We start from the raw sequence: 13,379 nt of genomic DNA on the forward strand, positions 1-13,379 counted from the left end.
GGATAATATTATATTCTTTAATTTTGAACTCTCCGGAAATCCCTAGAGTTCACTTTGAAAATCTAAGCAGTGAGTTCCAAAATGAAACATGCTGATGCTTGGAATTTTCAATTTGGCAGAAAGTGTCTGCCAAATCCTAGATGATTAAAATTTATCCACAGTCTCTTTATAAAGTATTAACTTAGTAAACCTCGCTGGTCTAAGTAAATAATCTAATGTCAAAACAGTATTCGCTCTTAACCATTTTCATCAATCATAACTAAAAACCCCGTATAATATCAGCAGATCTAATAACGCCCATACACTTTAAAAAATAATCGTTAATCAATTGCATTGGTTTTCTCAACCGTTCGACATCTGTAATGATATATCCAGCGGTCACATCATTACTCATTTTATGAGTCATTAGACGTTTAAGCGCATAAGCAGAAATATCCAAGCTTTCAGCAATAGTGATAAAGGTACGTCTTAAATCATGAACGGTAAAGCGGACACCAGATGCTTTGGTTATATTAGTCATTTGTTTACGTGGCTCAATAATATGACCAGCAGCACCAGTTCCTGGAATACATATCATTAATTTTCTTCTGATGACGAGTGCTCATTAAATCGTAGAGTAAATCACAAAGGGGCAGGGTATGTGATTCATTGTTTTTCGTTTTAACCACTATAAAGGTTTTTGCTGCTAGATCGACATTCTCCCATTATAAGGTTGCAACTTTTTCTCTTCGTAAACCTGTGAGTAAAACCAACTCTACTTGGAAGTACAACTATTTTAAGGGAGGGTTACACAGTCATCAAATAACTGCCTGGCAAAATCAACCTCTGAATTATAATAACCTTGGTAATGATCATCCAACATGGTTTGTGCATCATCCACTGAATAATCACAGAGAAGGGCTAAGCCTAGTTCTCCGTGTTCTTGAATAAATGAGGCATACTCCATAATATTGCCTATTCCTTCGTACTCAAGAATTTTTATGCTACCGAATCCTTCATAATCATGTATGGCGTATTCCTCAGCATTGGGTTTTGGTCTGTTATCCGCCATTTCCCAGATTTCTTTCATGATGTCATCTTCACTTTGAGTAGCATCTATCCAAACACTAAGCAGGATGGTGTTATTGTACGATGCTAAACAGGCGACATAGATTGAAGGGGTATCCATGGGATTATCTCCTTATATAAATGGAGCAATCCCACCCGGGAGCTTGCTCCCGTGTTAGGGTATGATTAAAAAGGAATTTCTTCTGAATCCGGTTGCAACATTTCACGCATTTGAGCCATGTGCTCTTCTGCGGTTTTGTTACTGGATTCATTAGCTGATTTTGATGAACTGAGAAGCTGAATGTGGCTAACAACAATGCTTAAGGCTTGACGTGCTTCTCTTCATTGTCAGCCCATTGATTGGAACGCAATTTACCCTTCGATATAGACTTGCGAACCTTTCTTTAAATATTCAGCGACTTTAGTCAGACTAATGGTGGGGCTTAGATAACCAATAAGGCGGCCCAGTTGAATGAACATCCTCTCATGTTGAGCCCACTCTCCAGAGCGCTAGGCCTTTCCGGGAGTTATCTGAGGAGAACCTCCATCCTTTAACCCTTTCTCTTCTGCGGCTTGATAAAATGTGGGGGCTAATGGTAACGATGTAAATACTTTTGCTTGATTCTCAGTCGTTTGCTTTGCTATTTTCTCACTATAGATGTGGTTCAGTATTTCTAGAATGGTTTCCGCGCCATTATAATACCGGCCAATTCGCTCATGAGCTGATTTATAGGATAGTGTAATCAGACTTAATTCACTTGTTTTTTTCTTGATGTCCTCAGTTACCTCACCTTCTTTTGATAAAGTCTCTATTTCCTGTTGTAGCGTTTTAATATTATGCCCCATCTCCATTAACTCCTCTCCCATAGACGTGCATTTAGTAGAAAGTTTACTAAATAAAGCCTGAAGATATTTAGTAATGGGAACTTCTATCGATTTTAGATTAGGTAGTTCATCAGGAGTTACTACCCCTAATAGACGATAAATAGTTCTGGCTTCGGAATCTATCTCAACAAGGAATTCACGGGCTTCCCCCTCTAAGGAAAGTACAGTAAATCCCTCTTCAGATTGATGATTCAATTGAGCTTTTATCCCTATAGTTTCAAGAGCTATCTCTAAAAAATCGCTAGCATACAGCCCTATTTTTTTCTCTACAATAGGAGCTATATGATGGCCATAGAGTTCAGCCGAGCCCACTTCAAGAGAAAGATACTTAGTAAAATAATAAGCTAATTGAGTAGTTATGGTTTCACTACCATTGCAACCCGCTATACGCAGCATTATTTGATTGGAATCCATTTCCAATACAGGAAATAAACAGATAGTATCTATTTTAAAAGCCTCTTGCAAAGGATAAGCTAAACGTAAAATTGACCCAGTAGAACGATACCCTCGATAAAATTCACTTTCATTCATCAAAATTCTATCAAGATCATTTGGACTAATAAAAAACTCATATTTAATTAGGTCAGTAGCACCTGGAGGCACTCTTTTCCTAATATATTCATTATGGTTGGACAACAATGGGATCCCATACTGTGCACATAACTCAGGAAAAATCTTCATCATTTGGTCAAATTCTTCATTTGCTTCTTTACCAGCTTCCACAGTGATACAGAAATAACCTCCGGGCTCTTGAATACTCGCACTAGGGTAGTCACTGTTTTCATTCATTCCATTTGAAATAGCATCTAAAAAATTAGATCCTAAAATTTTATTAAGCTTTTTCATAATATGACCTTTTATTATCTCTGTTTAACAATTGCGCTGAATGAATTAAATATAACATAATCTGGGGCCGTCGTCGGGTTTCACAGCTCATAAAACTAACGGGATTAGGCTCGATTGGTTATAGAACGAGTCTAATCCCGTTATTCACTGAGAAATTCGCTGCGCTCATGGCAGCAATAATTCATAGAACAGGTGTTAAGGTATCCTCAGTTTCTTTATCTGCATAAGAGTCTGCAGTTGATGGTTTAAAAAAGCTAAAAGCGGTAACAGTACCAGCAACTACTAGCCCGGCTGCTATAAGCGCAGGCGCAACTACTGTAGCGGTACTCGCAGAAATAATACCTGCACTCACCAAGGCGGGGACAATAACAGGCCAAGCCAGTACAGCTACGGCAAGACCTCCTAAACCCGCTGCAAAGAGGGAACCATACACTAGAAAATCGAAAGCAGCACTGTCTTTAGAATCTGTGTTGGAGTTTTCTGCATCAACTTTGATGGGGGTGACAGGTGAGGGGATACTTCTTGCTTTATTTTGAGGCTTCTCACTTGGTGTGGTAACAATTACTTCCTCTTTTTTTACTATCGGGGAGGAGATTGGCTTAGGTTGTACCGAAGGCAATTGTTTTTTTACAGTGTTAGGTAATTGCAACCATGGATCATCCTCTTTCATTTGCAGTCCATCTAAATAGGCCTCAAAGAAAGGATTGGTGCTGTCTGCTTGTGCTGCTTTAAGGCGCTCTTCCTCAGACAATTTTATGAACACTGCTAATTTATCCAATTCTTGGATGTAGTGGGTGGCTAGGGGCTTATTGGGTGTTTTGAGATTTTGTCCCCAAAAACTGGGTTCCAGGAGGTCTTTCGTATCTGCCAAACCGGAATCAAAATAAGTGGTGTCGTCATGTGATCTGACTGGCAATAGCAAGTGATAGCCTGCACCCACTGCACGATATAAATCAGCTAGAGCATCTTTTACAGTTTGTTGTTGTTTTGAATCCGAAGACCATTTCTCCATACTTGTGGTAGGTAGGCTAAGAACGGGGTAACCTAAACGTCCTAAGTTCTGTGCGGGAATAGCCAGACCTCCGCCACCTTTGATTGTGTAAAGATTTGTGCCTTTAACATGATGACCAGAGTTCCCAGGAAATAAGAAAACTACTTTTTTGGGATCTAAATTTTGCTCTTTGGCTTTTTTTTGAAATGTGGGTAAATCAATAAACCCTTCAACGTAAATAAACATAGTTTGTGTGTAGTTTGATAGTTTAGTTAGTTAATTGTACAGTATAACTTATGCTTGATTCTAGGCTTTGTGGTAAATATAGTGATTTTTGAGTAAATTGGCCTTGTTTAAAACACCGAACAAGGACTTACTGGTTGATTCGCTACTGAATGATGACAGTACTATTTGTTTTAGAGTTTTATCAAAAGTTACATTGCTCATCTGCTCACACCTCGCAAACCCTGGCTTTCGGCTGTTGTTAGTCAACTCCATTAATTTGAACTAAAATTAATAAAATAGGATTCTAAAAAATAAAAAAATTGGCTGCACATGAACGTTTAAGGAACTACATCCGTATAATCATAATTTTTATCATCGTTCACGATCAGTAGAATCAAGTTCACATTCGTTAAAATACGGAAGGAGAACGAAAATGAAAATAGTGATGGTGTTAACTTCTCATGACCAATTGGGTAATACAGGGCGCAAGACAGGTTTTTGGCTTGAAGAGTTTGCTGCACCGTATTTTGTTTTTTCTGATGCTGGTGTTGAATTAACTTTAGCCTCCCCTAAAGGCGGTCAGCCTCCAGTTGACCCGAAGAGCGATTTACCTGAAAACCAAACGCCTGCGATGGCGCGTTTTAAAAAGGATGAGCGGGCGCAAAAAGCACTTTCTCAAACAGTTAAACTTGCCGATATCAATGCTAATGATTTTGACACAATATTTTATGTGGGTGGTCATGGGCCTTTGTGGGATCTTGCTGAAAGTCTTGTTTCAATCAGGTTAATTGAGTCTTTTTACAATTCTGAAAAGCCTGTTGCCTTAGTATGCCATTCACCTGGTGTATTGCATCGAGTAACCTACAAAGGTGCACCTCTGGTAAAAGGTAAGCGTGTGACTGGTTTTAGTAATAGTGAAGAGGCTGCGGTAGGGCTTACTAATGAGGTGCCATTCTTGGTTGAAGATGAGCTGAAGCGGCTTGGTGGGCTGTTTGAAAAAGCCCCTGATTGGCAAAGTTTTGTAATTGTTGATGGTCGTCTTATTACTGGACAGAATCCTGCATCATCTACTGCAGCAGCTCAGGCACTATTAAAGTTAATTGCGCACAATAAGAGGGCGGCTTAGAGATAAAAGAAGCCTCTTTCTGCTATTAACTTAAAGATGCTATTTATAGGTCGGGGTCTTGGCCTGAGGTATCGACTAGTTTTATTTGAACAATTTAGTATGTAAAATATTTTCAAAAAAATTATCATCCTTTGGGAAGCAAGAAACCAGTCATGCATGGCTTCCGCCTTCATGGTAACCATAATAAAAACGAGTCGATACCTCAGGCCCACGGTCCAATAAGGTATCAAGTCAGATCAGAACTTTATGTTGGACTAAGTGCCATTAGAAGATGGACCTAAGCAACATGAAGGGGGAGGAATTCATTTGCTATACTGTTCATTTTTGCCTAAATTGTAATTAAAAAGTGATGTTCAACTAAAGGAATAAATTACATGTTAGCAGGAGCATTTATTTTTTTTGCTGTGGCGCTTTTTCTGGCAATCTACTTATATAAAGGGACAAATCCTACGCTTATCCTTCTTGCAAAAGTTCTCCTTTATTTTTCTTTAGTGTTGTTGTTTATTTTATTAATAGTGAATTTTTTTAATCATGTACCTCCGATTCCGGATGATAAGAAAAATCTTCCTTTATAGGCAGCCACAAGCCTCGCTCCAAGCTACGCTCTTTTATGGATTTCCACTAATTATACTGTCTCAATTCGGGATTGTTATCGAATGTAGCCAGAATTAAAATTATTAACATCAAAGAGTATCACCGTTTTTTTCATCTCCAGAGGGAATGGGTCTTATGAAAAAAAGTAATCAGAATCATGCTAATAATCAGAATAAAGAAGAAAAACAAGCTCATGAAGAATATATCCATATCCAGCCTCATACGTATAGCTTTGATATACATGGGTATCTTAATCCCTCTGAATCATCTAATGATGTAGCAAAAGAGTTTGGTATTAATAACTTACCTCCAGCTTATGACATTGCAAAATCAATTCGCAATGATCTTAAGCCTACGAAGGTGGCTAGCCGTCTCTCTCAGGCAGCTAAAAATTTTTCTGGAAGAAGGGTGGGTATTCTAATTGAAGATGGCGCAAACGCATTAATTTTAAAACAATTACTTGCAGAAATCGAAAATGAAAAAGCCTCTTATACTCTCATTGGATGCCATGGGGGAGAGATAATGTTGAATAATCATGAAACAGTGGCTCTTCATACCCAAATACTGGGTTCTCCTTCCGCTCTATTTGACTCCATAGCTATTTTTCTTAGTGATTCTGAATTGCTTCATCCTAAAATGTATGAGTTTATCTGGGATGCTTATTTTCACTGTAAATACATAGGCTATGTACCTTCATTTGCTACGGGTTTTAAACGGATGTTTCATATTATTAAACCGGACGCAGGATTTATTGAATTAGATAGACAAGAAACGGTTACTCAATTCATTTTGATGTGTAGGGATTTGCGCTTTTGGCAGCGTATGATGTCTATGTAGTTTATCCTCGTAGTACATGCTATGGAAAACCACAATTGTTAAAAGAATGTTTGAAATCTAAAGTTGTTCACTCTTGGTTGGTGTGTGTTGACAACTAGTCTCCCAGTTAACGCACTCAATCAAGGCTTATACCAACATATTATTCATGAGGTGACAAATTATTATATAGTGCTTACTGCTATTTTTTTGTTTTATAAATAAGTATCCTAAGCAAATTGGATATTATTTATCTTTGTGTTAGATTTGCATTCATGGAGTGTCATCAAGAGTTTTATCTTGTGCATGCTAAGAAATTTTACTTAACGCATATTAAGGATAACCAGAATAAACTACATAAATTCAATAAATTAACATATAAAAAATGGCTCAAAATATAGGTATATGTATTGATATTATTTATATTAAGTAAACGTTTTAATGGGCTTTTTCATAGGAAATTTTAGGATATAGCAATTAGATGAATGGATTAATGCAAAAGAATTTACATTCCCAACTTCTATTGAAGTTTATTCATGAGTTAAATCAGCCATTAACAGTAATTAAAGCTTATCTAGGTGGGTGTGAAATTAAGTTACAAAGAAATGAGCTTAGCCCCAGTCAAATGAATAGTGCATTACAAAAAATTAATGAGCATACGGAGTTATTTAAGAATAAAATTAATTCGATGCAACAATTAATCGTTCAAGAAGAGGGTATTAATATTTCTAGTATTATTACCGAGATTAGCTCTTTATTTTTCTTCGAAATAAAACATCATCACATCAGATTAACTTTAGACTTCCACGAATGTTCTCCTGACTTTAATATCAATAAATCTCAGCTTAAAGGTGTCTTATTTCGGTTATTGAAACAATGCATTGGTACTGTAGAAAAAAATGCTATAGAGCAAAGTGAGTTAGTCATTCAAACGAAACCCCATCAAAACAATGCATTGAGCATGACCATAACCAGCAATTTTCCAATAAAAGAAGAGAGCGTAGAGGACGAGCTTACTTATTGTCGTACTCTTTTTACCACCGATTGTGGCAGTTTATCCGCTGAGTTAGTACCTAATGGTATCTGCTTTAAACTGATCATGTTTTATAAGGATTCTCGATATGCCAAATAAGCCAATGGTTATTATTGTTGATGATGATCCTGAAATATGTGCGTCGTTTCGTTGGTTATTTGAGTCAGTTAATCTTAGAGTACAAACTTATGAGAATGCCAAAGATTTTCTTGATAATTATGATGCTACCCAACACGGTTGCCTGATTATTGATGTGAGAATGCCTATAATAAGTGGCCTTGAATTATTGGAATATCTTAATACAACCAAAAATCGACTCTCCGTAATTATCATCACGGGATATGGTGATATTCCTATGGCAGTAAGAGCGATGAAAGCGGGGGCTGCTGATTTTATTCTTAAACCAGTAAATCATCAGGATTTATTAGAGATCACGCAAAGTTGCCTGAAAAAAAATCAAAATAATAGCTTCCAATTACATTCAGATTTTTGTCAGCGGATAAAAAGCTTAACTAAACGAGAAAAGCAGATTATGGATTTAGTTATTGAGGGTAAATTAAATAAGCAGATTGCATATGATTTGAATATATCCATCTCTACAGTAGAAGCTCATCGGGCTAAGGTTATGAAAAAGATGGAAATTAGAACTTTGGCTGAGCTAATACGAGCCAATTTGCTGCATACGAACAATGTGGTTTCTTTTGAATATTCCGGTTGATGTCTCTTAAGGACGTTAAATTGTTGGGCTCATGGCCCAACCTGAGCTCTAAACCGGAGTGTTACCTTTTTCCGGAGTCTCTTGCTCAGTACCTTGGGGTACGTGTGCTGAGCTAAAAAAAGAAGGTTTAGGCATTTCTTTTTTGTTTTTAGAGGTGATTGCGGCTTTTTCTTCGGTGGCCACCTCGCAGGCAAGCAAATCAATTGCTAATTCTATAACTTCACTTTCTTTGTTGTTGTCAGCCTGGGATTGTTGAAGGAGATGATGAATATCTTGCTGATATGTAGCCCATTCAAAAGTGCCTGGCATCTTATAATATTTTTGGATTTGACTCTCTGCCAATCCAAAAGATATAGCAGCATTGACCATGTAATTAAAATCCTCTAGGTTATCATCCAGTATATAAATAGAGGAGATAGTATCTGTCTGCATGGATAAAAATCCTTTAACAGCCATGTCTTTTCGTACAGAATCGAAAATGCCTAATTTGGTGAGTTCTTCTTCGCTAAATCCTTGGTAGGTCAGTAGGGCTTTAATGTAATCTTGGCGGTTTTTAGTAATGATTTGTACGGATACGTCATCATTGCTTAACATCGTATGAAGAAATTTAACTGCTTCAGGGCTTAGCAGATGGTCAGCTCCATCTTGCTCATAATTAAACTTTTCATTATATGGCCCAAATTTTTCTTCGAATAAGCTTTGCACGGTATCCTTGTCTTTTAATAGTGCTTGTCTATAGTTTAAGATTTTTCCAGGAGCATAGCCATTTAGTAGTGATTGATAAAATGGTTCAAATACGGTTTTACCGCCTTCTCTTCCGCTTAAAGTACCATCAAAATCAGTAAAGATAATAATTTTAGGCATTGTTTTCCTTTGAGTGTTTTAACAGGGGGTAATTTTAATATAATTATATTAAAGAAATATTAGCTGAGCTTTTCTTTGCTGTTTTTTTAGAGTTTAAGCAAGGTATTTTTAAGAACTGTAGCCTGGATGGAGGGGCGGATTTCGCACCTCCATCCAGGCTACGGTTAAATAACGCTTAGTAATTCAGTTTTCATGGTCTCAAACTCAGATGCGAATTGTTTCGTACGCATTACTGAATCTGTTTCATAAGATTTAAAGAATGTTCCAACATATCCTTTTGACGTTGTTGCATGAACAGTTATTGCTGGAATTAAGGTTACTGTTGCAATAATCCCGACAATTGCTCTCATCCATAGAGGGAATCCATGCCATCCTCGATGAATACTCAGTACTTGATCTGCTGTGTTAAGTGCTTCTGTACATGCGGAGTCAAATTGTTGCACTGTGTCTGAAGATGCATGAGTCTTAAAGAATTTTTCCCCTGCAACCTTGAGCTCATTGCTGAGTGTGCTCAGGGCAACATAGGGACTACCCTTTTGATTTGAATATGGGAAAGTATCACGTTTTTCATGTAATTCTTGTATCAATTGTTCATAACGACTGTATAGTCTTTCCTGCATTTGTTGCTGTTTTACATGCTGTAAGTCAATTTCACTAAGCTCGTTTCTTAAATCAGGCTTTCGATTCAATAAATAGGTAGTAAGCCTTAAATCCCGTGCATCAATCGCATCAATAATATGGCCTGCATTAAATTTGCTAACTGGAATATTGTGTAAGTAATGACTATAAGTACTTACTATGCTTCGGGCTGCTTGTGAACTCAGATCCTGCACTCTACGTAGCGTATAACCTGAATAACTTGCTGCAGTAGGTTGAAATGCAGTAATTTCTCCGGCATGAATATTAGCACCCTGCATCATTAAATATCTTGCTATTGCTAGATTATTAATTTCACAGGCATAAAAAAACGGTGTTTTATTGTTTTGATTTTTATATTCTAATAATTCAGGTTTATGTTTTAAAATGTATTCCACTGCCTCAAGCGAGTCAAAATTTATGGCATTAAATATATCTTCATGTGTTATCTCGTTGATGAATTCGGGATGTGCTTGAAGAATGCAATCTGCTAGACCGAAGTCATTTCGCATGATTGCTAATCTATAGTTCTCACTAGTGAATATAGCCTGGTATTGTTCAGAGTCAGGGGACAGTCTCTGATAATAAGGTATAAATAAATCACGGATCTCTGTTGTTAATGCTGCATCACGAGGTAATGTTCCTTGGGAATCCGCTTTAAAAATGTCTGCGCCAACTCCCATTAAATGCTGCGCAATAGGTGTACTCTTTAATTGGCAGGCATAAAATAATGGAGTTTTTCCATATTCATGGACCTCATTTAATAACTCAGGTTTTATGGCTAATATTGCCTGGACCGTTGGCAGTGAGTTATTCCGTATGGCTTCAATTAAAACTTGAATAGTAATTGCATTTTTCAGTTCAGGGAAAAATTCTAATAATACAGCCACTAATTGCTGCTTCCCCCGTTTTAGTGCCGTTAAGAAATATTCAGGGGTGGATAGGAATGGAAAATTATTTCCAGCATTAAGTTGCTCTCTTACTCGTAAGTGATAATCAGTCAATAATCTATTGATTGCGCTCTGGTTCTGTGAATGCTCTGCAAGTTTTTCGGCCGTTGTTTGGGTGGTCGAAGTCGCAAGAACATTAGCTCCTATTGACATGAAATAGTCTACTAATCTGGTTTTACCTTCATCACAAGCATATAAGAGTGGGGTACATCCTGATGGAAGTTGGGTTTCTAATAAGTTGGGAGCTAGCGTTAAAATAATTTTAACGAAGTCTAAGTTATTTTCACGAATGGCCGTAGCTAAGTGTCTTGCAGTTGCATAATTCATCATGTAACTGTTATGAACACGAGCAAAACAGTTAATTAGCTGCATATTCGCGGGGCTTTGTTTAAAGGCTAATTCGAATAGAGTGTCGTTATGCACTCCTTGTGCCACCAAAAATTCAGCACATAGGTATTTTTTCTTTATAATAGCGGTTTCCAAAAGTTGTAACTTTTGAGAGTAAGAAAAATGCTCTGCGTTATATTCTAGTGACTGTAAAGCGATTTCTTCATATTCCGCTCCGTCTTTTAACCATTCATTGAGTGAACGGAGGTGTTCGCGGCGATCAAGATATGCTTCTGCGTGTTCGAAGAATTGTTCGAAATTTGTTTTAAATCGCTCTTTTTTCTGTTCTTCACTATTTATGTTTCCATTTTCGGTGATTTCAACTGTACTCCAGCAGAGTCTGCCACCTAAGACTATATAATGTGCCTTTTCCAATTCTTCTGATAAACATGCTACTTTTAGTTCATCAAAATGAGGAACCTCGACATGGTCAGTAATTATTTCAAATGTTGCATCAACAATTGCCTCATATTCCGGAGTAGAAATGCCATACTGTGTTTCTAGCATATGCATGAATTCAGATTCATTCTTACATAATTGCGCAATCAATTTTTCCGCTGAGCTGGCTTTTTGTAGTTCTGAAAGAAATGTTTTGGCATCATCTGTGTTTTTAAGGCGTAGTTGTAATGCACACACATAAAGAAAAGTTTGCAGTGTAAATAACTTAAAAGTCTTTATTTTTGTGGTGTTGCTAGCTCCATTTAGCGAGGAAAACTCTTGGATTGCCGGATGATAGATGGTGGAAAAACGTTTGCTTTCTTCTTTTTCTTCGCGGGGGATAAATAATCCAGTTTGTCTCAAGATGAGAACCGTTGCCTCTATAAGCTCATTTTCGGTGTATGTGCTGTAATCTTCCGTGTCTCCATAAACCATCTTTAAATTATTTGCTAAGCCATCAAAAAATTCATCGGATTGATCGGGTGCCTCTTTAAAAGAACTATTTTTTAGCGAACTATAAACCGTTTGAAATAATTGGGCTGGATTCTGAGTTAATCCTTTTTGATAAGTTTTGATGCCTTTGCTTCTTATCGCTATGCGGATATTTGCATCTAAGGGGTCTTCTTTTTTTTCAACCTTGCCTTTCTTGGGAATATAAGCCAGATTAGTGAAAATATTATCCTGATCCAAACCTGAAGGAAGAAATTTATGCCTGTCTGCCCCATTTATGGTTAAATTTAATATGTTTGGCAGGTTTAGGTGTCTAACATTATCCGGTGAGCCACTAACAATAAATTCCCCTTTAACAGTAAAACCTTGAGTACCATGGCAAAAATCATTCTGCATGAGGGCTGTGTCGGGATTAGTGTCTTTAAGTTTAATAGCTTCCTTTTTTTGCTCATTTAATGTGTCTATGATGGACTGAATTACAGCTCCATCCTTCTCAATTTGTTGTGTCCTCTTTAGACCCTCTAACTCTCTAATAAGAGAAGAAAATAAGCTGGTAAAACTCGAGTAATGCGATTCACTGCCGTTTGGTTTAAAGAATTTTTGTCTTTCAATGTCTGATTGACAGGTATTATCCCCGAAAAGATAAAGCGAGGTTGTTTTTCCTGTGCCTGCTGTGAAGTCAGCGGTAACGGTTCTTGCTCCAGTTAATGGAACAAGCATTGTTAGTTCTCCAACTGTATCAATATGAATGAAAGGGTACTTGCTTAATATTGAGTATAATTGATCTTTCATGGGCATGGGAATGTCCTTCTGCTAGAGGTTAACGACAATTGACAATCAGAATCTGCTTTAAGGGATAAAGGTAGATAATTATGCTTAGGGTCTTGTTGTGAGATCGATTTTGTCGGACTGTGTCTTTGCATAATTCAAACATCTAAATCTTAATGTGCCTGCAGTGTAACTTATTAAGATTAAGAGAGCCTTAAGTTGCACTTTTTTTTATTAACGAGCGAATTGTGTGAATTTTACTCCATTTGTTCAGTTTCAACAAGTTAATTATGCTAAATTTATAGTAACTTTGATGGAATAAAGAGCTTGTTATGAGCAGATATAAGCTAACTACATTGATTTTATGTTTTTTCTTAGCATTTACAGCAAACGCATCTCAACTAGAGGCACAAGAGTTATGTGTCAAAAAAACAGTTTCTCGTTGTATGGCTCAGTGCCAAAAAACAAAAACTATCAATTGTGCTACTGCTTGTCCCGAAATGGCTCATAATCAATGTCGTCAGGCAGGGGTATAAATAAAAGAACTTTGTTTTGTTTTTTAATAATTCATTTGGATGAAATATAGTTCAAACTGTTTGCTTGGTTAT

General features: G+C 37.0%; 10 protein-coding genes and 3 pseudogenes. 6 read left to right on the plus strand and 7 right to left on the minus strand.

Annotated elements, in window-relative coordinates; genetic code table 11:
• Positions 1-259: 259 nt before the first annotated feature.
• From J2N86_RS06365 to J2N86_RS06380, 5 genes and pseudogenes are all read right to left on the minus strand, one after another.
• Positions 260-752, minus strand: a pseudogene (locus tag J2N86_RS06365) (tyrosine-type recombinase/integrase); the annotation flags it as partial.
• Positions 753-790: 38 nt separating this feature from the next.
• Positions 791-1,168 (minus strand): annotated as a pseudogene (locus J2N86_RS06370) (antirestriction protein ArdA); the annotation flags it as partial.
• A gap of 65 nt (positions 1,169-1,233) precedes the next feature.
• Positions 1,234-1,476 (minus strand): annotated as a pseudogene (locus J2N86_RS16165) (single-stranded DNA-binding protein); the annotation flags it as partial.
• 81 nt (positions 1,477-1,557) lie between these two features.
• A complete protein-coding gene (locus tag J2N86_RS06375) occupies positions 1,558-2,778 on the minus strand; it encodes a hypothetical protein (protein WP_252581920.1) in 1,221 nt (406 codons plus the stop codon).
• Positions 2,779-2,959: 181 nt separating this feature from the next.
• Positions 2,960-4,015: a hypothetical protein gene (locus tag J2N86_RS06380; protein WP_252581923.1), complete on the minus strand. Its 1,056-nt coding sequence runs from the start codon at positions 4,013-4,015 to the stop codon at positions 2,960-2,962.
• A gap of 412 nt (positions 4,016-4,427) precedes the next feature.
• On the opposite strand from J2N86_RS06380, the gene J2N86_RS06385 reads away from it, so the two are divergent.
• From J2N86_RS06385 to J2N86_RS06405, 5 genes are all read left to right on the plus strand, one after another.
• Entirely contained in the window at positions 4,428-5,120 is a 693-nt protein-coding gene (locus J2N86_RS06385; RefSeq protein WP_252581926.1) for a type 1 glutamine amidotransferase domain-containing protein, read from the plus strand.
• Between the two features lie 374 nt (positions 5,121-5,494).
• The gene (locus tag J2N86_RS06390) at positions 5,495-5,695 is read left to right on the plus strand and encodes a DUF1328 domain-containing protein (protein ID WP_252581929.1); all 201 of its coding nucleotides are present in this window, start codon (positions 5,495-5,497) and stop codon (positions 5,693-5,695) included.
• A 154-nt stretch (positions 5,696-5,849) separates the two neighbouring features.
• The gene (locus J2N86_RS06395) at positions 5,850-6,551 is read left to right on the plus strand and encodes a type 1 glutamine amidotransferase family protein (protein ID WP_252581932.1); all 702 of its coding nucleotides are present in this window, start codon (positions 5,850-5,852) and stop codon (positions 6,549-6,551) included.
• Between the two features lie 457 nt (positions 6,552-7,008).
• Positions 7,009-7,659: a sensor histidine kinase gene (locus tag J2N86_RS06400; RefSeq protein ID WP_252581935.1), complete on the plus strand. Its 651-nt coding sequence runs from the start codon at positions 7,009-7,011 to the stop codon at positions 7,657-7,659.
• Entirely contained in the window at positions 7,649-8,278 is a 630-nt protein-coding gene (locus tag J2N86_RS06405; RefSeq protein ID WP_252581938.1) for a response regulator transcription factor, read from the plus strand. Before J2N86_RS06400 ends, J2N86_RS06405 begins: the two co-directional genes overlap by 11 nt.
• Positions 8,279-8,326: 48 nt before the next feature.
• Here the strand turns inward: J2N86_RS06405 and J2N86_RS06410 are convergent, their stop codons facing one another.
• Positions 8,327-9,142, minus strand: a complete 816-nt coding sequence (locus J2N86_RS06410; RefSeq protein ID WP_252581941.1) for a hypothetical protein — start codon at positions 9,140-9,142, stop codon at positions 8,327-8,329.
• A 164-nt stretch (positions 9,143-9,306) separates the two neighbouring features.
• Entirely contained in the window at positions 9,307-12,795 is a 3,489-nt protein-coding gene (locus J2N86_RS06415; RefSeq protein WP_252581944.1) for an ankyrin repeat domain-containing protein, read from the minus strand.
• A 308-nt stretch (positions 12,796-13,103) separates the two neighbouring features.
• Between J2N86_RS06415 and J2N86_RS06420 the strand changes: the two genes are divergently transcribed.
• Entirely contained in the window at positions 13,104-13,307 is a 204-nt protein-coding gene (locus tag J2N86_RS06420; RefSeq protein WP_252581947.1) for a hypothetical protein, read from the plus strand.
• Positions 13,308-13,379 lie beyond the last annotated feature (72 nt).

It is taken from the genome of Legionella lytica (assembly GCF_023921225.1).
GTDB classification, from domain to species: Bacteria; Pseudomonadota; Gammaproteobacteria; order Legionellales; family Legionellaceae; genus Legionella; species Legionella lytica.